Origin of the sequence: Streptomyces sp. NPDC052012, assembly GCF_040689265.1 — a bacterium.
In the GTDB taxonomy this organism is placed as follows: domain Bacteria; phylum Actinomycetota; class Actinomycetes; order Streptomycetales; family Streptomycetaceae; genus Streptomyces.
On the sequence record NZ_JBFAXA010000006.1, the window covers coordinates 149476 to 171698 of the forward strand.

The 22223-nt window shown below is 70.8% G+C and carries 20 protein-coding genes; 2 read left to right on the forward strand and 18 right to left on the reverse strand.

Annotated features, from left to right (window positions below):
• Window positions 1-13: 13 nt before the first annotated feature.
• Window positions 14-1243, forward strand: a complete 1230-nt coding sequence (locus AB0412_RS13990) for a DUF349 domain-containing protein (protein ID WP_366402804.1) — start codon at window positions 14-16, stop codon at window positions 1241-1243.
• 159 nt (window positions 1244-1402) lie between these two features.
• On the opposite strand, the gene AB0412_RS13995 is transcribed toward AB0412_RS13990, so the two are convergent.
• The 18 genes from AB0412_RS13995 to pgsA form a co-directional block, all read right to left on the reverse strand.
• Window positions 1403-2575 carry a caspase family protein gene (locus AB0412_RS13995; RefSeq protein WP_366402805.1) on the reverse strand — a complete coding sequence of 391 codons (1173 nt, stop codon included), beginning with the start codon at window positions 2573-2575 and terminating at the stop codon, window positions 1403-1405.
• Entirely contained in the window at window positions 2556-2930 is a 375-nt protein-coding gene (locus tag AB0412_RS14000; RefSeq protein ID WP_366402806.1) for a hypothetical protein, read from the reverse strand. Before AB0412_RS14000 ends, AB0412_RS13995 begins: the two co-directional genes overlap by 20 nt.
• Window positions 2931-3021: 91 nt before the next feature.
• The gene (locus AB0412_RS14005) at window positions 3022-4317 is read right to left on the reverse strand and encodes a serine/threonine-protein kinase (protein ID WP_366402807.1); all 1296 of its coding nucleotides are present in this window, start codon (window positions 4315-4317) and stop codon (window positions 3022-3024) included.
• An 85-nt stretch (window positions 4318-4402) separates the two neighbouring features.
• Window positions 4403-6931: a GTP pyrophosphokinase gene (relA, locus tag AB0412_RS14010; protein WP_366402808.1), complete on the reverse strand. Its 2529-nt coding sequence runs from the start codon at window positions 6929-6931 to the stop codon at window positions 4403-4405.
• A 196-nt stretch (window positions 6932-7127) separates the two neighbouring features.
• Window positions 7128-7676: an adenine phosphoribosyltransferase gene (locus AB0412_RS14015; protein WP_366402809.1), complete on the reverse strand. Its 549-nt coding sequence runs from the start codon at window positions 7674-7676 to the stop codon at window positions 7128-7130.
• Complete coding sequence (gene secF / locus AB0412_RS14020; protein ID WP_366402810.1) at window positions 7673-8788, reverse strand: protein translocase subunit SecF; 1116 nt, start codon at window positions 8786-8788, stop codon at window positions 7673-7675. Before secF ends, AB0412_RS14015 begins: the two co-directional genes overlap by 4 nt.
• Window positions 8789-8791: 3 nt before the next feature.
• Window positions 8792-10567: a protein translocase subunit SecD gene (secD, locus tag AB0412_RS14025; RefSeq protein ID WP_366402811.1), complete on the reverse strand. Its 1776-nt coding sequence runs from the start codon at window positions 10565-10567 to the stop codon at window positions 8792-8794.
• Window positions 10568-10699: 132 nt separating this feature from the next.
• Window positions 10700-11188, reverse strand: a complete 489-nt coding sequence (gene yajC / locus AB0412_RS14030) for a preprotein translocase subunit YajC (protein WP_366402812.1) — start codon at window positions 11186-11188, stop codon at window positions 10700-10702.
• A gap of 165 nt (window positions 11189-11353) precedes the next feature.
• Entirely contained in the window at window positions 11354-12424 is a 1071-nt protein-coding gene (gene ruvB / locus AB0412_RS14035) for a Holliday junction branch migration DNA helicase RuvB (RefSeq protein WP_366402813.1), read from the reverse strand.
• Window positions 12425-12448: 24 nt separating this feature from the next.
• On the reverse strand, window positions 12449-13054 hold the full coding sequence (gene ruvA / locus AB0412_RS14040; RefSeq protein ID WP_366402814.1) for a Holliday junction branch migration protein RuvA: 606 nt from the start codon (window positions 13052-13054) through the stop codon (window positions 12449-12451).
• Window positions 13051-13581, reverse strand: coding sequence for a crossover junction endodeoxyribonuclease RuvC (ruvC, locus tag AB0412_RS14045; protein ID WP_366402815.1), 531 nt, complete (start codon window positions 13579-13581; stop codon window positions 13051-13053). The genes ruvA and ruvC overlap by 4 nt, the downstream gene beginning before the upstream one ends.
• 114 nt (window positions 13582-13695) lie before the next feature.
• Window positions 13696-14448 carry a YebC/PmpR family DNA-binding transcriptional regulator gene (locus tag AB0412_RS14050; protein ID WP_260827008.1) on the reverse strand — a complete coding sequence of 251 codons (753 nt, stop codon included), beginning with the start codon at window positions 14446-14448 and terminating at the stop codon, window positions 13696-13698.
• Between the two features lie 48 nt (window positions 14449-14496).
• Window positions 14497-15105 carry a pyridoxal 5'-phosphate synthase glutaminase subunit PdxT gene (pdxT, locus tag AB0412_RS14055; RefSeq protein WP_366402816.1) on the reverse strand — a complete coding sequence of 203 codons (609 nt, stop codon included), beginning with the start codon at window positions 15103-15105 and terminating at the stop codon, window positions 14497-14499.
• Between the two features lie 38 nt (window positions 15106-15143).
• Window positions 15144-16055: a pyridoxal 5'-phosphate synthase lyase subunit PdxS gene (pdxS, locus tag AB0412_RS14060; protein WP_093768304.1), complete on the reverse strand. Its 912-nt coding sequence runs from the start codon at window positions 16053-16055 to the stop codon at window positions 15144-15146.
• Between the two features lie 140 nt (window positions 16056-16195).
• Window positions 16196-16738: a hypothetical protein gene (locus tag AB0412_RS14065; protein WP_366402817.1), complete on the reverse strand. Its 543-nt coding sequence runs from the start codon at window positions 16736-16738 to the stop codon at window positions 16196-16198.
• A gap of 137 nt (window positions 16739-16875) precedes the next feature.
• Window positions 16876-18039, reverse strand: coding sequence for a glycosyltransferase family 4 protein (locus AB0412_RS14070; protein ID WP_366402818.1), 1164 nt, complete (start codon window positions 18037-18039; stop codon window positions 16876-16878).
• Complete coding sequence (locus AB0412_RS14075) at window positions 18036-18944, reverse strand: phosphatidylinositol mannoside acyltransferase (protein ID WP_366402819.1); 909 nt, start codon at window positions 18942-18944, stop codon at window positions 18036-18038. The genes AB0412_RS14070 and AB0412_RS14075 overlap by 4 nt, the downstream gene beginning before the upstream one ends.
• Window positions 18941-19627: a phosphatidylinositol phosphate synthase gene (pgsA, locus tag AB0412_RS14080; protein WP_366402935.1), complete on the reverse strand. Its 687-nt coding sequence runs from the start codon at window positions 19625-19627 to the stop codon at window positions 18941-18943. Before pgsA ends, AB0412_RS14075 begins: the two co-directional genes overlap by 4 nt.
• A gap of 298 nt (window positions 19628-19925) precedes the next feature.
• Here pgsA and AB0412_RS14085 point away from each other — a divergent pair, with 298 nt between their 5' ends.
• A complete protein-coding gene (locus tag AB0412_RS14085; protein ID WP_366402820.1) occupies window positions 19926-22121 on the forward strand; it encodes an elongation factor G-like protein EF-G2 in 2196 nt (731 codons plus the stop codon).
• Window positions 22122-22223 lie beyond the last annotated feature (102 nt).

Here is a 22223-nt window from a genome sequence, read left to right on the forward strand (position 1 = left end):
TGGAGGAGGCGCTGTGAGCAGCGACCCGTGGGGCCGCGTCGACGAGACGGGGACCGTGTACGTGCGTACGGCCGACGGCGAGAAGGTCGTCGGTTCCTGGCAGGCAGGCTCCCCCGAGGAGGCGCTGGCCTACTTCGAGCGCAAGTACGAGGGCCTGGTTGTCGAGATCGGCCTCCTCGAGAAGCGGGTGAAGACCACCGACCTGTCGTCGAAGGACGCCCTGGCCGCGATCGAGCACATCCGTGAGCAGGTGGACGCCCATCACGCGGTCGGCGACCTGGACGCCCTCAGGGTCCGGCTGGACAAGCTCGTGGAGCTGGTGGACAAGCGCCGCGAGGAGCGCAAGGCGCAGCGGGCCCGGCAGTCCGACGAGGCGCGCAAGGCCAAGGAGTCGCTGGTCGCGGAGGCGGAGGAGCTGGCCGCGTCCGACCAGTGGCGGGCGGCCGGGGAGCGGCTGCGGGCGCTGGTGGACACCTGGAAGGGGCTGCCGCGGCTGGACCGCAAGTCCGACGACGAGCTGTGGCACCGCTTCTCGCACGCGCGGTCGGCGTTCTCCAAGCGGCGCAAGCAGCACTTCGCGCAGCTGGACGCGCAGCGCGAGGAGGCCCGCAGGACCAAGGAGCGGCTGGTCGCCGAGGCGGAGTCGCTGTCGAACTCGACGGACTGGGGTCCGACGGCGGCGCGCTACCGGGAGCTGATGTCGGAGTGGAAGGCCGCGGGCCGTGCCCAGCGTGAGCACGAGGAGGACCTGTGGAACCGCTTCCGCGGCGCCCAGGACGTCTTCTTCGCCGCCCGCAGCTCGGTGTTCGCCGAGCGTGACGCGGAGCAGGCGGAGAACCTCAAGCTCAAGGAGGAGCTGGCCGAGGAGGCCGAGAAGCTCCTGCCGATCACGGACCTCAAGGCGGCCCGTGCCGCGTTCCGCGGGATCAACGAGCGCTGGGAGGCCATCGGCCATGTGCCGCGGGACGCCCGCCCGAAGGTCGAGGGCCGGATGCACGCGGTGGAGCGGGCCCTGCAGGAGGCCGAGGAGGCCGAGTGGCGCCGGACCAACCCGGAGGCACGTGCGCGTGCCGAGGGTCTGACCGGCCAGCTCCAGGCGGCCGTGGACAAGCTCAAGGGCCAGATCGAGCAGGCCCGCGCCCAGGGCAACAACGCCAAGGCGGAGAAGCTGGAGCGTGAGCTGGAGGGCCGCCAGGCCCTGCTGGACCAGGCCCTGAAGGGCCTGCAGGAGTTCGGCGGCTGACGCCTCACGACTCCAGGAGTGGCCCCAGTGGCGAAGGGGGCTCCGGGCGCGGTCATGGCCGCGTACGGAGCCCTTCGCATGTCGGTATGCATCCGCACATCCCGATGTGGGCCGGCAGTCTTCCGCGGCTCACGGCGGTCTCTGCGGGGCCCACGGCTCTCATCGGATCATGGTCGGCGGATCGACGTCGGGCGGTGCGGGTGGCGGGGTTCTGTCCAGGCTGTCCAGCGCGTGCCGCAGCACCTCGCAGGCCTGACTGTGGTTGCCCGCCACTTGCAGCAGCTCGGCGAGCCTGCGGCAGACGGTCACGGCCTCGGGGCCGAACCGTTTGTGGGTGAGGTGGAAGGCGTTCTCGAGGACCTCGATGGCCTGGCGGTCCTGTCCCGTCTCGGTGAGCAGCTCGGCGAGTTCCAGGTGGACAGTGATGCTGTCGCCCTCGGCTTCCAGCACGCTGGCCTGGAGTATGAGCCGGAGGATGGGAAGGGCGTCGCGATGCCGTCCCTTGGCCCGCAACAGCCTCGCCAACTGGAGGCCGGAGGAGACCATCGCTGCCTCCACCTCGGCGTCCACGACCGGTCCCGCGGTCGTGCCTCGACCGGCCCTGGCCCGGTTCCGGACAAGGGGCAGCCGCCCTACGTCGTTCTCCTGGCTGCGCTGCGGCAGCGGACGGTTCTTCGCACTGAGTCTGTCGGTGACCGCGCGATACAGGGTTTCCAGATCCAGCGTGTCAGGCCCGTCGGGCACTCCGCTGCCCAGGACGTGGAGCAGTTCGCCGGTGAACGCGGTGTGGCGCTCGCCGTCCGGCGCCAGGGCCACATGGTCTTTGGGCGAGGCGGTGAGGACGTAGGCTCCGTCGATCCCCGCCTGCGAGGCCAGGGCGCCAGGACCAGCCAGTGTGCGTGCGGCACGTCCGCTGAAGCAGCAGTCGAGCACCACGATCTTGCGGCGCGCCCGGGACGCGAGAATCGCCTGCCGCAGATGGGCGTAAGCGACGGCGGTGTATCCCAGCGCATCCCTGGAACCGGTGAGGGAGAGGTACAGATCTGCCGAGTCGGAGTCCCTGAGCCCGTGGCCGCAGTAGTACACGACCATGGTGTCCTCGGCGCGATCACCTGCCTCGTACACCGGATCCAGGAGGGCGGCCGGGGTGGCGGGCTCGTTGACGGCCAGGACATGGGCCTGGGGCAGCCCCCAGATCATCGGGTCGCACAACACCGCGCCCAGGTCCAGCACGTTCGTTCTCACGGCCGGCAGATGCGGCAGATGCGCATAGGTGGACGTGCCGATGAGTACGGCTGCCGAGGCGGAGGGGTCAGGCAGGGCCGCCGTCATCGTCCTGCTCCTCGTTCAGCAGTGCGGCGACGGCCCGGACCGTGGGCTCCTCGGCACCGACGACCTCGATCTCGACCGATCCCCTGCGCAGCACCACTCGCGGCCGGCTCCGCCGGGCGGCCCGCCACTGGTCGATGGACAGCACCAGCTGTGCCGCGGACAGGCCCCCGCTCACCATCAGCGTGATGAGGTCGAGCAGGTTCCCCATGTGCTCGGGATCGGTGGGCGCGGAGCTGCGGAGTTCCCCGTGCAACGCGCGGCCGATCTCCTCGTCCGCCCGGAGCCAGCGCAGCAGCGACCGCAGTTCCTGCTCTGTGTCGGCCACTCCGGCCACTCGCACATCGATCTGTGACAACGGGCGTCCTTCCCTTCCGTCCGTGAACCGGTTCCGTACCGGCCGACTCCCTTCGCGAGCGGCCGCCGGTGCCGTCGCTCGCCGCCCGGCGTCATTCGAGCCGGAGGAGCCGCAGCTGGGTCAGGGAGCGCCGGGTAGAGGTCGCGACGGACGAGAACTTCGCCAGTGATTCACCGCCGGCGCCCAGCCGGGCCAGGCATACGCCCTGCCAGAACTCGCAGGTCAGCGTAGAGGGATGGTCGGGTCCGAACATCGAGCGCCAGAACTCCGCCAGGCCGCTGAGCCTCTGCACGGCCTCTTCCAGGGAACCTCGCAGCACGAGATGGACGGCCTCACGCTGCTTTGCCTCCGCAGCCTGTGGGGTCATGGCGCTGAGGATGCTGTTCCGGGTGGCGGCACTGAGCGTGACGGGTGTCGTCCCGGAGCCGGTCTTCGGGTTCGGACGACTCGCAGCCGGAACGGGGTCGGGGGGACGAGGCACGCTGCCGGTCGTCTCCGCCGGGCTGAACTCTTGAACAGCCCGGTCGCGCAGGTCTCCGGTGGCGACGGCGGCGACCAGCCGGTCCGCGTGGGAGGGACAGTCGACCCTCTTCAGTACGTCCTCGGGGCCGGGACGCCTCCCGGGGTCCTTGGCCATGAGGTCCTCGACCAGGCCCGCCAGGTCCTCGGGGATGCCCGGCTCACCTCGCAGGGGTGGGGTCGTCCCGTTGACGATGTGGTACAGGATCGCCGGTAGCCCGCCCTCGGCCGAGGCGAAGGGCCGTCTGCCGGTGAGCATCTCGTACAGGCAGACACCAAGGGCATACATGTCACTGTGCGGTCCGCTCGCACCGCCGGAGACGATCTCGGGCGGTAAGTAGCTGGGCGTGCCGATCAATACTCCGGTCGCCGTCAGCGCGGTGTCGGCAGTGTCCAGCAGATGCGCGATGCCGAAATCCTGTAGCACCACCCGGCCGTTGCGGGTGAGGTGGACGTTGCTGGGCTTGACGTCCCGGTGCAGCACTCCCGCGGCGTGTGCGGCCGCGAGTCCGGCGCACATGCCCGCCGCGACCGCCCGTACGAGCTCGGGCCCGAGCGCTCCGCGCTCGGCCAACAGGTCCCGGAGATCAACGCCCTCCAGCAGTTCCATGACCAGGTAGGGACCGCCGCGGTGCACTCCCATGTCGTGCACGGCCACGATGCTCGGATGAGAGAGCCGGGCGAGCAGCCGCGCCTCGCGCGTGAACCGCTCCTGCAGATCGGGAGCTGCGAAGTCCGGGCGGATGACCTTGACCGCCACCCGCCGTTTGAGAGCCTCGTCCTCGGCCTCGTAGACGTGGCCCATGCCGCCGGAACCCAGGGTGCGTAACACCCGGTACCTGCCGTCCACCAACTGCGCTTCCGCCACGTCCCCCGCTCCCAGCCCGTCCTGGCTCGATGATTCTCCCAACCGGAGTGTCACGCAAGCGACTTGAGACAGCTCGGGCGTGGCTCTACGTCCGGTTGCGTGCCGACGTCACCCGGTACACGTCGTAGACGCCCTCCACGCCGCGTACGGCCTTCAGGACGTGGCCGAGGTGTTTCGGGTCGCCCATCTCGAAGGTGAAGCGGGAGGTGGCGACGCGGTCGCGGGAGGTCTGGACGGCGGCGGAGAGGATGTTGACGTGCTGGTCGGACAGCACGCGGGTGACGTCCGAGAGGAGCCGGGAGCGGTCCAGGGCCTCGACCTGGATCGCGACCAGGAACACCGAGGACTGGGTGGGCGCCCACTCGACCTCGAGGATCCGCTCGGGCTCGCGGGACAGCGAGTCGACGTTCACACAGTCGCTGCGGTGAACGGAGACGCCGCTGCCGCGGGTCACGAAGCCGATGATCGGGTCGCCGGGCACCGGGGTGCAGCAGCGGGCCAGTTTCACCCAGACGTCCTCGACGCCCTTGACGATGACGCCGGGGTCGGAGCTGGAGCGGCGCTTGCGGCTGCGTCCGCGGGCGGGCGGGACCGTCTCGTCGATCTCCTCGGTGGCCGCCTCCTCGCCGCCGAGCGCCTGGACGAGTTTCTGGACGATGTTCTGCGCGGAGACATGGCCCTCGCCGATCGCCGCGTAGAGGGCGGAGATGTCCGAGTAGCGCATCTCGTGCGCCAGGGTGACGAGCGAATCGCCGGTGAGGATCCGCTGGATCGGCAGGTTCTGCTTGCGCATGGCGCGGACGATGGCGTCCTTGCCCTGCTCGATCGCCTCGTCGCGGCGTTCCTTGGAGAACCAGGCGCGAATCTTGTTGCGGGCGCGCGGTGACTTGACGAAGCCGAGCCAGTCGCGGGACGGTCCTGCGCCGGCCGCCTTGGAGGTGAAGACCTCCACCAGGTCGCCGTTGTCCAGGGTGGACTCCAGCGGGACGAGACGGCCGTTGACCCGCGCCCCTATCGTGCGGTGGCCGACCTCGGTGTGGACCGCGTACGCGAAGTCGACCGGGGTGGCCCCGGCCGGGAGCGCGATGACGTCGCCCTTGGGAGTGAAGACGAAGACCTCGTTGCGGGACAGGTCGAAGCGCAGCGACTCCAGGAACTCGCCGGGGTCCTCGGTCTCCTTCTGCCAGTCGAGGAGCTGCCGCAGCCACGCCATGTCGTTGATGGCGTCCTTGTCCTTGCCGGAGGACTTCGGGGCGTCGGTGCGGATCTTGGAGGCGCCGGCGACGGCCTCCTGCTTGTACTTCCAGTGCGCGGCGATGCCGTACTCGGCGCGGCGGTGCATGTCGAAGGTGCGGATCTGCAGCTCGACCGGTTTGCCGCCGGGGCCGATGACCGTCGTGTGCAGCGACTGGTACATGTTGAACTTGGGCATCGCGATGTAGTCCTTGAACCGGCCGGGGACCGGGTTCCATCGCGCGTGCACCGTGCCGAGGGCCGCGTAGCAGTCGCGGACGGTGTCCACGAGGACGCGGATGCCCACCAGGTCGTAGATCTCCGCGAAGTCACGGCCGCGGACGATCATCTTCTGGTAGACGCTGTAGTAGTGCTTGGGGCGGCCGGTGACGGTCGCCTTGATGCGGGCGGCCCGCAGGTCCTGCTGCACCTCGTCGGTGACGATGGCGAGGTACTCGTCGCGCTTGGGGGCGCGCTCGGCGACGAGGCGGACGATCTCGTCGTACATCTTGGGGTAGAGGATCGCGAAGGCGAGGTCCTCCAGCTCCCACTTGATGGTGTTCATGCCCAGGCGGTGGGCGAGCGGCGCGTAGATCTCGAGGGTCTCGCGCGCCTTCTTCTCCTGCTTCTCGCGCTTGAGGTAGCGCATGGTGCGCATGTTGTGCAGGCGGTCGGCGAGCTTGATGACCAGGACGCGGGGGTCCTTGGCCATGGCGACGACCATCTTGCGTACGGTCTCGGCCTGGGCGGCCTCGCCGAACTTGACCTTGTCCAGCTTGGTGACACCGTCGACGAGGAGGGCGACGGTGTCGCCGAAGTCGCGGCGCAGCTGCTCCAGGCCGTACTCGGTGTCCTCCACCGTGTCGTGCAGCAGCCCGGCCATCAGGGTCGCCGGGTCCATGCCCAGCTCGGCGAGGATGGTGGTGACGGCGAGCGGGTGGGTGATGTACGGGTCGCCGCTCTTGCGCTTCTGGCCGCGGTGCCAGCGCTCGGCGACCTGGTAGGCCTTCTCGATCTGGCGGAGCGTGGAGTTCTCGATCTTGGGATCGTTGCTGCGCACTATCCGCAGCAGCGGCTCGAGGACCGGGTTGTACGGGTTGGCGCGCTGCACACCGAGCCGGGCGAGGCGGGCGCGGACGCGGTTGGAGGAGCCGGAGCGGGCGGGCTGTCCGGTGTTGGGCCGGCCCACGGAGGCGGAGCGCTCGGGCGGGGCCGGCTTGGGCCGCGGCTGTTCGGGCTTGTCGACGGGGGCGGCCTGGGCGTGCTGGACCGGCCCGCGGGTGTCGTTCTTCGCCTGTGGCGCGCTCGGCGCGGGCTTCGCCGCGGCCGCCGAGGCGGACTCGGGCTTGGCGGCGGTCAGGTGCTGGGCCTCGTCTGGCAAGAGGGCTCCTCGTGCGCGATCCGGGTCCCCCGGTCAGGCTCCGGAGATCCCATGGTAGCGATCCCGGGCCGTCCGATCGCCTGTAGGCCGATGTGAGGACGGTCAACCCGGGAAAACACCCGGGGCGGGCACCGGATTCCTCCGGGCCCGCCCGTGCGGTGTTCCCTGTGTGCTGCTCGCGGCCCGCGCTGCCCGCTCAGACCGTGAGCAGCGCCTGGAGCGGAGCGCCTGCGAGGGCCGGTTCCAGGCGGGCCCGGCCGCCGAGGAAACCGAGCTCCATCAGGACGGCGAGGCCCGCGACCTCGGCGCCCGCCCTGCGGATGAGCTGGATCGACGCCTCGGCGGTGCCGCCGGTGGCCAGCACGTCGTCGACGACCAGGACACGGTCGTCGGCGGTGAGGTCCTCCGCGTGCACCTCGATCTCGGCGGAGCCGTACTCCAGCTCGTAGGCCTGGCTGAGGGTGGCTCCGGGGAGCTTGCCCGCCTTGCGCACGGGGATGAAGCCGAGGCCCGCCCGGACGGCGACCGGGGCGCCGAGGATGAAGCCGCGCGCCTCCAGGCCGACGACCTTGGTGGCACCGGTCCGCTCGGCGATGCCGGCCAGCGCGTCGGTGAGCGCGGTGAACGCCGCCGGGTCCGCCAGGAGCGGGGTGATGTCCTTGAACATCACCCCGGGCTCCGGGTAGTCGGCCACGTCACGGATACGGCTGAGGAGCAGGTCCGAGATGTCCGCGAGCTCGGTCATCGGCGCTTCCCGGAGGGCCGGCCCCGGCCGCGGTTGCGGGACGCCGACTGCTGGCGCGGGCCGACGCCCGCGGGTGCGGCGTCCGCCGGCTCGTCGTAGCCGTCGGCGTCGCTCCGGGCGGGCTCGGGCTCCGCGGTGGCGCCGCCCTGCGCCCGCTTGGCGAGGACGCGCTTCCTGAGGGCCTTCATCGCCGGCTCGCGCTCCTTGAGGTCGGCGACGAGCGGGGTGGCGATGAAGATCGAGGAGTACGCACCCGCGGCGAGGCCCACGAACAGCGACAGCGAGATGTCGTTCAGCATGCCCGCGCCGAGGACACCGCCACCGATGAACAGCAGGCCCGCGACCGGGAGCAGCGCGACCACGGTGGTGTTGACGGAGCGCACCAGCGTGCTGTTGATCGAACGGTTGGCGATCTCGCTGTACGTCCAGCGGGTCTGTTTGGTGATGTCCTTGGTCTGTTCCTTGAGGCTGTCGAACACCACGACCGTGTCGTAGAGCGAGTAGCCGAGGATCGTGAGCAGACCGATCACCGTGCCGGGCGTGACCTCGAAGCCGACGAGGGCGTAGATGCCGACGGTGATGGTGATGTCGTGGATCAGTGCGACGAACGCGGCGAGGGCCATGCGCCACTCGAAGGCGATCGCCAGATAGATCACGACCAGGACCAGGAAGATGCCGAGGCCCTGCCAGGCCTTGTTGGCGATCTGCTCACCCCAGCTGGGACCGACCAGCTCGCCGGTCACGTCGTTCTCGGAGACGTTCAGGTCTTCGGCCAGCTGAGCCGCGACTTTGTCGGACTGAGCGGTGTCGATGCCGGCGACCTGGATGCGCAGGCTGCCGTTGCCCAGCTTCTGGACGATGGCGTCGTGACCGGACGCCTCCTCCGCGTACTCCTCGGCCTGGGCGACCGAGACGCTCATGTTCTTCGGGGTGTTGAAGACCGCTCCGCCCTGGAACTCGATGCCCAGGTGCAGGCCGCGCACCGCCAGGCCGAGGATGGCCGTGATGGTGATCAGGATGGAGATGCCGTACCAGATCTTGCGGTTCTTGACGAAGTCGTAGCCGACCTCGCCATGGTGCAGTCGGGCGCCGAGGTTGCCGAGTTTCGACATCGCTCACGCCTCCTTCGTCTCGACGGGACCGGCGGGTCGGCGGGTGCGGCGCAGCGGCGGCTTGGCGCCCAGGGCCTTCGGGTCGAGGCCCGACCACTTGTGACCGCTCGCGAAGAACTTTCGGCGGGCCATCAGCGTGAGCAGCGGCTTGGTGAAGAGGAACACCACGACCACGTCGAGGACGGTGGTCAGGCCGAGCGTGAACGCGAAGCCCTGGACCTTGCCGACGGTGACGATGAACAGGACCGCGGCGGCGAGGAACGACACGAAGTCGGAGACCAGGATGGTGCGCCGGGCGCGCGGCCAGGCCCGCTCGACGGCGGGCCGCAGCGAGCGGCCCTCGCGGATCTCGTCCCGGACGCGTTCGAAGTACACGATGAACGAGTCCGCGGTGATACCGATGGCGACGATGGCACCGCAGACGGCCGGGAGGTTCAGCGCGAAGCCGATGGTCGGGCCGAGCAGCGACATGATCACGTAGGTGAGGGCCGCGGAGACCATCAGCGAGGCGACGGCGATGAAGGACAGGCCGCGGTAGTAGACCAGCAGGTAGATGATGACCAGGGCGAGTCCGATGGCGCCGGCGATCAGACCGGCCTTCAGCTGCTCACCGCCGAGCGCGGCGGTGACGGTGGTGACGCTGTCCTCCTTGAAGGTCAGCGGCAGGGCGCCGTAGGACAGCATGTTGGCGAGTTCCTCGGCGGACTGCTGGGTGAAGCTGCCGGAGATCTCGGCGCTGCCGCCGGTCAGGGCCTGGTTGACGTACGGGTCGGAGACGACGTCGCCGTCGAGGACGATGGCGAACTGGTTCTGCGGAGACTGCTTCTGGGCCAGCTCGCCCGTGATCTTCGCGAACTTCTTGGTGCCGCCGTCCGTGAACTTCATCGTGACGATCCAGCCCGCGCCACGCTGGGTGTCGAGGACCGCGTCGGCCTCGTCGACGTCCGTGCCGTCGACGGCGGCCGGGCCGAGGATGTACTTCTGCCACTGGCCCTGCGAGTTCTTCCCGCAGGCCACGGTCGAATCAGCGGGCTTGGCGCCCTTCCCGGCCTCGGCACGCACGGAGGGCTTGGTGCAGTCGAGCTTGGCGTACTGCTCCTGGAGCTTGCTGCCCGCGTCGGAGGTACCGCCGGTGGCGGACGGGGAGGGGCTGGCCTTGTCGCTCGCGGTGGCGGACGGGGTGGCGTCGGCCTTCAGGGCGTCGGTGACCGCACGGCCCTGGGTGGTGGCGCTCGCGGACGGGCTGCCGGAGGCGGACGGGGAGGAGCCGTCGGTCGCCTTCTCCGTGGAGTTGTCGGTGGCCTTGTCCTTGCCGGAGTCCTTGTCCGAGGCGTCGCCGGTGGCGCTCGGCGTGGGGGCGGCGCCGCCCCCGGCCAGCTCGGTGGCGATGACCGGGCGGAAGTACAGCTTGGCGGTGGTGCCCACCTGGTCCCGGGCCTGCTTGGAGTTCGTGCCCTTGGGGATGTTGACGATGATGTTGTCCCGGCCCTGCGTCTGGACCTCGGCCTCCGAGACACCAAGACCGTTGACCCGGCGCTCCATGATGGAGACGGCGGTGTCCATGTTGGTCTTGTTGATCGCGGACTCCTGGCCGGCCTCGGGGACCGCTCGCAGGGTGATGCTCGTACCACCCGCCAGGTCGATGCCGAGACGCGGAGTGGTGTGTCCGGAGGCGAACATTCCGCCGGTGAGCGCCACGATGGCGATCAGAATCAGGGCCAGCGCGCGCCACGGCTTGCTCTGGGCGCTCGCATTCCGGCCCTTTTTAGGTGCTGCCACCTTCTCGTACTCCCTCTCGGGCCGCCTCGCGCCGGGTCGACGGGCGGGCGGCCATCACATGGTCTCGGGATTCCGTGCGAGCTGGGCATGTCCCGGGGCGCGCGGGCATGACCCGCGCGCCCCGGGACATGACTACTTCGCCTCGGAGTCGCCTTCGGACTTCTTCGGCTGGTCGTCCGTCTTCGCCTCGGCGGCGGCGTCGGCAGGCTCGTCGGCCTCGTCCTTCTTGCCGAGGTCGACAGGCGTGTCGTCGGAGGCGGCGGCAGCGTCGGAGGAGTCGTCGGTCTCGGTGAGGGAGGAGGCGTCGTCGGGCACGACGTCGGACTTCAGGTCGTGCTCGATGCCGTGGACGATGCGGTTGTACTCGTCGTCGGTGAGCACGGCGCCGATGGAGTTCTTGGCGAAGAGCAGTTCGACGCCCGGCCCGGCGTCGAGGAGGACCGTGTCCTCGTTGACCTCCTTGACCGTGGCGTACATGCCCCCGATGGTGCGGACGCCGGAACCGGGCTGCATCTGGTTCCGCATCTCGATGGCCTGCTGCTGCTTCTTCTTGGCCGACCGGGTCATCAGGAACATGGCCCCGATGAGCACAATGAACGGGAGGAGGGTCAGGAGACTCACGGGTCGGAACTTCCTTCACACGACCGCGATGGTGAACGGCCTGATGGTTGGGGGTATGTGATGCCGCCGACAACGGTGGCATCGGCGGAGTCTAAGCGAGTCCGCGCGCATGGAACAACGCTCAGCATGGCACCGGGGTTCCTGCCCCGGCCAATGCGCTCGCCGTCACGCCCCGAACAGGTCCCCTTGTCCGTTTCCGGCGGCCTGGGACCGGGGCGGGGTGAGGCCGAGGTGCGCCCATGCCGCCGGGGTGGCGATCCGGCCGCGGGGGGTGCGGGCGAGCAGTCCTTCCCGTACGAGGAAGGGTTCGGCCACCTCCTCCACGGTCTCACGCTCCTCCCCTACCGCGACGGCGAGCGTGGACAGGCCCACCGGTCCGCCGCCGAACAGCTTGAGCAGAGCCTCCAGCACGGCCCGGTCCAGCCGGTCCAGTCCTCGGGCGTCGACCTCGTAGACGGCGAGGGCCGCCGAGGCGATGTCGCGGGTGATCCTGCCGTCCGCCTTGACCTGCGCGTAGTCGCGGACACGGCGCAGCAGGCGGTTGGCGATGCGGGGGGTGCCGCGGGAGCGGCCGGCGATCTCGGCGGCGCCGTCGGTGTCGATCGCGACGTCGAGCAGGTTCGCCGAGCGGTGGATGACCCGCTCCAGCTCGGCGGGCTCGTAGAACTCCATGTGCGCGGTGAAGCCGAAGCGGTCGCGCAGCGGGGGCGGCAGCAGGCCGGCGCGGGTGGTGGCGCCGACCAGGGTGAAGGGGGGCAGTTCCAGGGGGATGGCGGTGGCGCCGGGGCCCTTGCCGACGATGACGTCGACGCGGAAGTCCTCCATCGCCATGTAGAGCATCTCCTCGGCGGGCCGGGACATGCGGTGGATCTCGTCGAGGAAGAGGACCTCTCCTTCCTGGAGGGAGGAGAGGATCGCGGCGAGGTCGCCGGCGTGCTGGATGGCGGGGCCGCTGGTGATACGGATCGGGGCGTTCATCTCGGCCGCGATGATCATGGACAGGGTGGTCTTGCCGAGGCCGGGGGCGCCGGAGAGCAGGACGTGGTCGGCGGTGGCGCCGCGCGCGCGTGCGGCGCGCAGCACGAGGTCGAGCTGCTCGCGGACCTTCTCCTGACCGATGAACTCGCCCAGGTCCTTGGGGCGCAGGGCGGCCTCGACGGCCTGGTCCTCGCGGTCGGCGGACGCACCGACGAGCCGCTCGGCGGCGGGGCTGTCGGTCGTGTCGTCCCAGTTCATGTGGTGTGCCTCGGTTTCGTACGGCTAGCGGGCGCGGTTCAGCGTCTGCAGGGCGGCCTTGAGCAGCGCGCCGACCTGGGGCGTGCCCCCGGCGGCCTCGGCCTGGGGCGTCACGGCGGCCACCGCCTCGTCGGCCTCGCGGGTCGCGTACCCCAGTCCGATCAGGGCGGCGTGCAGCTGGTCGCGCCAGCCGTTGCTCACGGGGGCGCCGACGGCCGGTGCGCCCACCGGTTCGCCGAGCCGGTCCTTCAGCTCCAGCAGCAGCTTCTGGGCGCCCTTCTTGCCGATGCCGGGGACGGCGGTGAGGGCCTTCTCGTCGCCGGTGGCGACTGCGCGGCGCAGGGCGTCGGGGGTGTGCACGGCGAGCATCGCCTGCGCGAGTCTCGGGCCGACCCCGCTGGCGGTCTGGAGCAGCTCGAACACCTGGCGCTCGTCGTCGTCCGCGAAGCCGTACAGCGTGAGGGAGTCCTCGCGTACGACGAGGGACGTGTGGAGCTTCGCCGGCTGACCGATCCGGAGCGTGGACAGCGTGTTCGGCGTGCACTGGACGGCCATGCCGACGCCGCCGACCTCGACCACCGCGGCGTCGGGGGCGAGCGCGGCGACCGTGCCGCTGACGAAGGCGATCATGCCGTACGGCCTTTCGATGTGTGCAGGGCGACGGCCTGCTGGAGTCGGTTCTGCGCGGGGGCGCGCCAGATGTGGCAGATGGCGAGGGCGAGGGCGTCCGCGGCGTCGGCGGGCTTCGGCGGCGCGCTGAGCCGCAGCAGCCGGGTGACCATGGCGCCGACCTGCGCCTTCTCCGCGCGGCCGCTGCCGGTGACGGCGGCCTTGACCTCGCTGGGAGTGTGCAGGGCGACGGGGATGCCGCGGCGGGCGGCACACAGCGTGGCGACGGCGCTGGCCTGGGCGGTGCCCATGACCGTCCGTACGTTGTGCTGGCTGAACACCCGCTCCACGGCGACGAACTCGGGCCGGTACTCGTCGAGCCACGCCTCGATGCCCTCCTCGACGGCGACCAGGCGCGAGCCCAGCTCGGCGTCCGCCGGCGTGCGCACGACACCGACGCCGAGCATCGTCAGCTGCCGGCCCGCGACCCCCTCGACGACGCCGACACCGCACCGGGTCAGACCCGGGTCCACCCCCAGTACGCGCACGAGCCCTCCCATCGATCACCTGTTTGTGCAGGCTATCGGGTGCCACTGACAACGCGACGGGCCGACGGGGTGTGTCCCGTCGGCCCGTCGAGACCCGCTGAGCCCGCGGCTGCGTTACGCGTCGACCTTCTCCATGATCTCGTCGCTCACGTCGAAGTTGGCGAAGACGTTCTGCACGTCGTCGCTGTCCTCGAGCGCGTCGATCAGCTTGAAGATCTTCTTCGCGCCCTCCTCGTCCAGCTCGACCTGCATGGTCGGGACGAAGTTGGCGTCGGCGGACTCGTAGTCGATGCCGGCGTCCTGGAGGGCGGTGCGGACCGCGACCAGGTCGGTCGGCTCGCTGATCACCTCGAAGTTCTCGCCGAGGTCGTTGACCTCCTCGGCGCCCGCGTCCAGGACGGCGGCGAGGACGTCGTCCTCAGTCAGCTCGCCCTTGGGGACGATCACCACGCCCTTGCGGTTGAACAGGTAGGACACCGAGCCCGGGTCGGCCATGGAGCCGCCGTTGCGGGTCATGGCGACGCGGACCTCGGAGGCGGCGCGGTTGCGGTTGTCGGTGAGGCACTCGATGAGCACCGCGACACCGTTCGGCCCGTAGCCCTCGTACATGATCGTCTCGTAGTCGGCGCCGCCGGCCTCCAGGCCCGCGCCGCGCTTGACCGCCGAGTCGATGTTCTTGTTCGGGACCGACGACTTCTTGGCCTTCTGGATGGCGTCGTACAGCGTCGGGTTACCGTCGGGGTCGGCACCGCCCATCCGGGCCGCGACCTCGATGTTCTTGATCAGCTTCGCGAAGAGCTTGCCGCGCTTGGCATCGATCACGGCCTTCTTGTGCTTCGTCGTGGCCCATTTAGAGTGGCCGGACATCTGCCTGTCTCCTTCGCGTAACCCATCTCTGCAACGAACGCTGGAATCCTACAAGGACCGGGCCGTCCGCCATGCGCGCACCATGTCCACGAACAGGCCGTGCACGCGGTGGTCCCCGGTCAGTTCCGGGTGGAACGACGTGGCCAGCGCGTTGCCCTGGCGGACCGCGACGATGTGGCCGTCGTGCTCGGCGAGCACCTCGGCCCCGGCGCCCACGGACTCCACCCAGGGGGCGCGGATGAAGACGCCCTCGACGGGATCGCCTGGGATGCCCTCGACCTGGACCGCGGACTCGAAGGACTCGTTCTGCCGTCCGAAGGCGTTGCGGCGCACGATCATGTCGATGCCCCCGACGGTCTCCTGACCGGAGCGCGGGTCGAGGATCTTGTCGGCGAGCATGATCATGCCGGCGCAGGTGCCGTACACGGGCAGGCCGTCCCGCACGCGCGCGCGGAGGGGCTCCATCAGGCCGAACAGATGGGCCAGCTTGGAGATGGTGGTGGACTCACCACCGGGGATGACGAGGCCGTGGACCTCGGCGAGCTCGTCGGGGCGCCGCACCGGCCTGGCCACGGCGTCCGCCGCGGCCAGGGCGATGAGGTGCTCCCGTACGTCGCCCTGGAGGGCCAGGACTCCGATGACAGGTGCGTCGGTCATGTGTGGGTGAACCCCTGGTGCTCGTGGGCCCTCGGCTCTTACCAGCCGCGGTTGGCGTAGCGCTCGGCCTCGGGGAGGGTGTCGCAGTTGATGCCGACCATGGCCTCGCCCAGGTTGCGGGACGCGTCCGCGATGATCTTCGGGTCGTCGTAGAAGGTGGTGGCCTTCACGATGGCGGCGGCACGCTTGGCCGGGTCGCCGGACTTGAAGATGCCGGAGCCGACGAAGACGCCCTCGGCGCCGAGCTGACGCATCAGCGCGGCGTCGGCCGGGGTGGCGACACCGCCGGCGGAGAACAGCACGACCGGGAGCTTGCCCAGCTCGGCGACCTCCTTGACGAGCTCGTAGGGGGCACGCAGCTCCTTTGCGGCGGCGTACAGCTCGTGGTTGTCGTAGCCGCGCAGACGGGCGATCTCGTTCTTGATCTGGCGCAGGTGGCGCACGGCCTCGACGACGTTGCCGGTGCCGGCCTCGCCCTTGGAGCGGATCATCGCGGCGCCCTCGGCGATACGGCGCAGGGCCTCGCCCAGGTTGGTGGCACCGCAGACGAAGGGGGTGGTGAACGCCCACTTGTCGGAGTGGTTGACCTCGTCGGCCGGGGTGAGGACCTCGGACTCGTCGATGTAGTCGACGCCGAGGGACTGCAGGACCTGGGCCTCGACGAAGTGGCCGATGCGGGACTTGGCCATCACGGGGATGGAGACCGCGTCGATGATCCCCTCGATCATGTCCGGGTCGGACATGCGGGCCACGCCGCCGTCCTTGCGGATGTCGGCCGGGACCCGCTCCAGAGCCATGACGGCGACGGCGCCCGCGTCCTCGGCGATCTTGGCCTGCTCGGGCGTGACGACGTCCATGATCACGCCGCCCTTGAGCTGCTCGGCCATGCCGCGCTTCACGCGCGCGGTGCCGGTCTCGGGACCCTGGTTCTCGGAGAGCGTGCTGGACACGAATGACCTCACTGATGGGGAAAAGAGGGTTTCTGCAGCACTGAGGAAACGTGAACGGACCAGTCCACAGCAAGGGCCAATGGCAAGCCGGTGGATCCTTTTCCGGCCGGGGGCGCGTCCCGCCTGGCCGGATCGCGTCGCTATGCGGCCCGCTCTATGAGGGCCGCGGGCGGCTCGTCGTCCATCTCGAACGCCATGGGGAACGGCGCGTGCCCCGCCAGCCGGAACCAGCGCACCTTGCGGTGCCTTCTGAGGGCCCGTGCGGCCCGTACGGCGTCGTTGTGGAAGCGGCGGGCCATCGGCACCCTGCGGACCGCCTCGGCGAGCTCCAGAGCCGTCTCCGCTCCCCCGGGCGCCTCCTTGACCGCCTCCACCTGCTGGGGCTCGGCGAACACGGCACGCAGCGCCTGGCTCAGCTCGCTCTCGGCGACCTCCCGCTGCTCCTCGACCGCCTGCCGGGCCGCGTGCGCGGCCTCGTAGAGGACGATCGAGGCGGCCGGGTCGAGCACACCGGAGGTGGCGAGCTCCTGGGCCACGGACGCCCGGCGCAGCAACTGGGCGTCGAGGGCGGCGCGGGCGGCGTCGATACGCGCGTGCAGCCGGTCCAGCCGTCCCGCCGTCCAGCTCAGGTAGACGCCGATCACGACGAGGGCGACGAGGATCCAGATGAGGGTTGCGGTCACGGGCGGCAAGGGTATCGGTGCGCTCTCCTGCGACTCGACGCCACCTTCGCCTCCGCTCGGGCCTGTCGTTCGGATCACGCCGCAGACGCGGGGTCTGGCACCGCCCCTTCCCTGCGACGCGATCCAAACGACACCCCCTAGTCCCTCGCCAGTCCGAAGCGGGCCCACAGACCCGTCGTGCGGTCGTCCGCCGCCACCGCCGCGGCGCCCGCCGTGACCGTCTCGTACACGGACAGGATGTCCGCGCCGACCGTCGACCAGTCGAAACGGCGGACGTGGGCGCTGCCGCGGTCGCGCAGTGCCGCGCGGCGCTCCGGGTTCTCCAGGAGGTGCACGGCCTGCGTGGCGAGGGCGTCCGCGTCCTCGTTGGGGAACAGCTCGCCGGCCGCGCCCTGGTCGAGTACCTGGGCGAAGGCGTCCAGGTCGGAGGCGAGCACCGGGGCGCCCGCGGACATCGCCTCGACGAGGATGATGCCGAAGCTCTCGCCGCCGGTGTTGGGCGCGACGTACAGGTCGACGCTGCGCAGGAGGCGCGCCTTGTCCTCGTCGCTGATCATGCCGAGGAACTCGACGCGGGAGCGCAGTTCGGCGGGCAGCGTCTGCACCGCCTCCTCCTCGTCACCGCGGCCGGCGACCAGGAGCCGGGTCTGCGGGCGGGCGGCGAGGATCTTCGGCAGGGCCCTCATCAGCACCGGCAGGCCCTTGCGGGGCTCGTCGATGCGGCCGATGAAGCCGATGGTGTCGCCCTGCCACTGAGGCCTGGGCTCGGCCTTGGCGAAGAAGTCGACGTCGACGCCGTTCGGGATCACCACCGCGTCACCGCCGAGGTGCTCGACGAGGGTGCGCCGGGCGTACTCGCTCACCGCGATCCGCGCGCTGATCTTCTCCAGGGCCGCCTGGAGGATGGCGTACGCGGCGATCATCGCGCGGGAGCGCGGGTTGGACGTGTGGAAGGTGGCCACGATCGGGCCCTGCGCCGCCCAGCAGGTCAGCAGGCCGAGCGACGGCGAGGTCGGCTCGTGGATGTGGATGACGTCGAAGGAGCCGTCGTGCAGCCAGCGCCGCACCCGCGCGGCGCTCAGGAAGCCGAAGTTCAGGCGGGCCACCGAGCCGTTGTACGGCACCGGCACCGCGCGGCCCGCCGAGACGACGTACGGCGGCAGCGGGGTGTCGTCGTCGGCCGGGGCGAGGACGGACACCTCGTGGCCGAGGCGGATGAAGTACTCGGCCAGGTCCCGGATGTGGAACTGGACGCCCCCGGGCACGTCCCAGGAGTACGGGCAGACGATGCCGATCCTCACGCGGGCCCCTTCGCGGGATCGAGGTCCTTCAGCCACAAGCGCTGCAGCATGTGCCAGTCCTCCGGATGGTCGGCGATCCCCGTGGCGAAGGCGTCGGCCAGCGCCTGTGTCATGACAGACGTCTTCTCCACGCGCGTGCCTGACTCGGGCACCTCGACCGGCGGATGGACCCGGCCCCGCATCACGGGCGAGTCGTCGTACCAGAGCGTGACCGGCAGCAGCAGGGCCCCGGTCTGCTGGGCGAGCAGGGCCGGGCCGGCCGGCATCCGCGCGGTCTCGCCGAAGAAGTCGACCTCGATGCCGGAGGCGGACAGGTCACGGTCGGCGACCAGGCAGACCAGGCCGCCGTCGCGCAGCCGCCGGGCCAGCGTGCCGAAGGCGGTGCCGCCGCTGTGCGGCAGGACCTCCATGCCGAGGCTCTCGCGGTAGGCGACGAAACGGTCGTACAGCGTCTCCGGCTTCAGGCGCTCGGCGACGGTGGTGAACGGGATGCCGAGCTCGGTGGTGACCCAGGCGCCGGCGAGGTCCCAGTTGGCGAGGTGCGGCAGGGCGAGTATCACGCCCTTGCCGCGGGCCATGCCGTCGGTGAGGTGGTGCACGTCCTTGGGGTCGAAGCCGGTCCTGATGCGCTCGGGGCTCCACGCGGGCAGCCGGAAGGACTCCATCCAGTAGCGCAGATACGACCGCATCCCCGCGCGGGAGAGCTCGGCGAGCCGCTCGGGGCTCGCGTCCGGCACCACGCGCGCGTAGTTGCTCTCCAGCCGCTGTACGCCCTTGCCGCGCTGCTTCCAGGCGAGGTCGGCGATGGTCCGCCCCAGCCGCACTGCGACCGGCTCGGGGAGCTTCTTCACGGTGGCCCAGCCCGCTCCGTACAGGGCGTCGGTCAGCCGTTCCTGCGCGCTCACTTGGCTGCCTCGCTCCCCCGGGGCTCCGCGCGGCCCGCGTCGGCGGCCTCCGCGGCCTCGGCCTCGGCGGACTCGCGGCGGACGGTGACGACCCGCTGGATCAGTGTGACGAGGCTGCCCACGGCGACGATCCACAGGGCGACCGGCAGCAGGTACTGGATGCCGGGCACACCGAACGCGTGCAGGCCGGCCAGACCGGCCGCGACCAGCGAGACCACCAGCCGCTCGGCCCGCTCGACCAGCCCGTTGACGGCGACCGGCAGGCCGATCGACTCGCCGCGCGCCTTGGTGTACGACACCACCTGGCCGCTGGCCAGGCAGAAGATCGAGACGGCGCACAGGATGTTGTCGTCGCCCCTGCCCGCGTACCACAGGGCGAAGCCGCCGAAGATGGCGCCGTCGGCCACACGGTCGAGGGTGGAGTCGAGGAAGGCGCCCCAGCGGCTGGAGCGGCCCAGCTGGCGGGCCATGTTGCCGTCGACGAGGTCGGAGAACACGAACAGCGTGATCACGACCGTGCCCCAGAAGAACTCGCCCATGGGGTAGAAGACCAGCGCGCCCGCGACCACACCCGCGGTGCCGATGAGCGTGACCGTGTCGGGGCTGACCCCCCGCCGGATGAGAAACGCGGCGAACGGTGTGAGGACACGCGTGAAGAATGCACGCGCGTACTTGTTCAGCATGGCCTTCCCGACGGTCGGTGTGGCCGCGTGGCCCCTGCTGGCCACCGGCGGGGCCCAATCGTAGCCACGCGCGTGTGCCGGTGGCGGCCGGGCACCCGGGCGCCCGCGCCGGAGGCGCTCTCGGGCAGCCGCCGGGCCGGTGCGTCCCGGCGCGGTGGCGGGTTCGCGTCCTTCGTATGGACGCACCGTGACGGGAGTGGAAAGCTCGAAGGACCGCGGGCGTCGCCGGAGCCGCTCCGCACGCGGATCCCGCGTGTCCGCGCCCACAGTGACCTCACCGTGCACGGGAGGCAGGATCATGGGCGACAAGGCGCACACACACCCCGGAGCCGCCGGCAGGGCACAGGCGGCCGACCATCCCACGTCCGTACGGAATGTGGTGCTGGTCGGCCACTCCGGATCGGGCAAGACGACTCTGGTGGAGGCTCTCGCGCTGACGGCGGGAGCGATCAACCGGGCGGGCCGTGTGGAGGACGGCGGCACCGTCTCCGACTACGACGAGATCGAGCACCGGCAGCAACGCTCGGTACAGCTCTCCCTGGTGCCCGTCGAATGGGACGGCATCAAGATCAACATCCTGGACACCCCCGGATACGCCGACTTCGTCGGGGAACTCAGGGCCGGTCTGCGCGCCGCGGACGCGGCCCTCTTCGTCGTCTCGGCCTCCGACGGCGTGGACGGCTCGACCCGCATGGTGTGGGACGAGTGCGCGGCCGTCGGCATGCCGCGCGCCATCGTCGTCACGCACCTGGAGGCCGCACGCGCGGACTTCGAGGAGATGACCCGTATCTGCGCGGAGACCTTCGGAGGGGACGACCCGGACGCCGTGCTGCCGCTGTACCTGCCGCTGCACGGCCCGGAGGGGCCCGACGGGCACGCGCCCGTGACGGGGTTGATCGGGCTGCTGTCGCAGAAGCTGTTCGACTACTCCACCGGCGAGCGCAAGGAGTCCGAGCCCGGCGAGGACCAGCTGCCGCTGATCGAGGAGGCCCGCAACCGGCTGATCGAGGGGATCATCTCGGAGAGCGAGGACGAGACCCTCATGGACCGCTATCTCGGCGGTGAGCAGGTCGACGTCAAGACGCTGATCGAGGACCTGGAGCGGGCGGTCGCCCGCGGGGTGTTCTTCCCCGTGCTGGCTGCCGCGCCCGCCGGTGAGGGCGGCCGCCAGGGCCTCGGCACGGTGGAGCTCCTGGAGCTGATCACCCGTGGCTTCCCGACGCCCCTGGAGCACGGCACCCCGCGGGTGACCACCGTGGACGGCAAGCCGCGCGAGCTGAAGCCGTGCGACCCCGACGCCCCGCTGGTCGCGGAGGTCGTGAAGACCTCCTCCGACCCCTACGTGGGCCGGCTCTCCCTGGTCCGGGTGTTCTCCGGGACGCTGCGGGCCGACCAGACGGTGCACGTCTCCGGGCACGGGCTGGCCGACCGCGGCCACGAGGACCACGACGTCGACGAGCGGATCGGCACCCTGTCCACCCCGTTCGGCAAGCAGCAGCGACCGGTGTCCCACGTCATCGCGGGCGATCTGGCGTGCGTCGCGAAGCTGAGCCGCGCGGAGACCGGGGACACGCTGTCCGCCAAGGACGACCCGCTGCTGATGGAGCCGTGGGAGATGCCCGACCCGCTGCTGCCGCTGGCCATCCAGGCGCACAGCAAACCCGACGAGGACAAGCTCTCCCAGGGCCTGGCCCGGCTGGTCGCCGAGGACCCGACGATGCGGCTGGAGCAGAACCAGGACACCCATCAGGTGGTCCTGTGGTGCCTGGGCGAGGCCCACGCCGACGTGGCGCTGGAGCGGCTGCGCAGCCGCTACGGCGTGCAGGTCGACGTCGTACCGCACCGGGTCTCGCTGCGGGAGACGTTCGGCGGCAAGGCCGCCGGACGCGGACGGCACGTCAAACAGTCCGGCGGTCACGGCCAGTTCGCGATCTGCGAGATCGAGGTCGAGCCGCTGCCGGGCGGTTCGGGCATCGAGTTCGTGGACAAGGTCGTCGGCGGCGCCGTACCGCGGCAGTTCATCCCGTCCGTCGAGAAGGGCGTACGGGCCCAGGCGGCCAAGGGAGTCGTCGCCGGGTACCCGCTGATCGACGTGCGGGTGACCCTGCTGGACGGCAAGGCGCACTCGGTGGACTCCTCCGACGCCGCGTTCCAGACGGCCGGGGCGCTCGCCCTGCGGGAGGCGGCCGCGGACGCGAAGATCCTGCTCCTGGAGCCGGTCGCCGAGGTGAGCGTCCTCGTCGGCGACGACTACGTGGGCTCGGTGATGAGCGACCTGTCCGGCCGGCGCGGCCGGGTGCTGGGCACCGAGCAGGCGGCCGGCGGGCGCACGCTGATCAAGGCGGAGGTGCCGGAGATCGAGATCGGCCGGTACGCCGTGGACCTGCGCTCGCTGTCCCACGGCACCGCCCGCTTCAGCCGCAGGTACGCGCGGCACGAGCCGATGCCGCCGCAGATCGCGGAACGGGTGCGCGAGGAGGTGCGCAACGCCTGAGGGACGACGCCCGGGCGCCCGCGGAGCTTGTGCGGGCGCCCGGCGCACGCGTCCGCACATCGCGAGCACAACGCTTCACTTCACCTCTGCGGGCGGCTTGGG

Bases quoted from the DNA above. Each gene is read 5' to 3' on its own strand.
- AB0412_RS13995 (WP_366402805.1), bottom strand. From the start codon at position 2,575: ATGACGGCGGCCCTGCCTGACCCCTCCGCCTCGGCAGCCGTACTCATC.
- AB0412_RS14015 (WP_366402809.1), bottom strand. From the start codon at position 7,676: ATGACCGAGCTCGCGGACATCTCGGACCTGCTCCTCAGCCGTATCCGT.
- secF (WP_366402810.1), bottom strand. From the start codon at position 8,788: ATGTCGAAACTCGGCAACCTCGGCGCCCGACTGCACCATGGCGAGGTC.
- ruvB (WP_366402813.1), bottom strand. From the start codon at position 12,424: ATGAACTGGGACGACACGACCGACAGCCCCGCCGCCGAGCGGCTCGTC.
- ruvA (WP_366402814.1), bottom strand. From the start codon at position 13,054: ATGATCGCCTTCGTCAGCGGCACGGTCGCCGCGCTCGCCCCCGACGCC.
- AB0412_RS14050 (WP_260827008.1), bottom strand. From the start codon at position 14,448: ATGTCCGGCCACTCTAAATGGGCCACGACGAAGCACAAGAAGGCCGTG.
- pdxT (WP_366402816.1), bottom strand. From the start codon at position 15,105: ATGACCGACGCACCTGTCATCGGAGTCCTGGCCCTCCAGGGCGACGTA.
- pgsA (WP_366402935.1), bottom strand. From the start codon at position 19,627: ATGCTGAACAAGTACGCGCGTGCATTCTTCACGCGTGTCCTCACACCG.
- AB0412_RS14085 (WP_366402820.1), top strand. From the start codon at position 19,926: ATGGGCGACAAGGCGCACACACACCCCGGAGCCGCCGGCAGGGCACAG.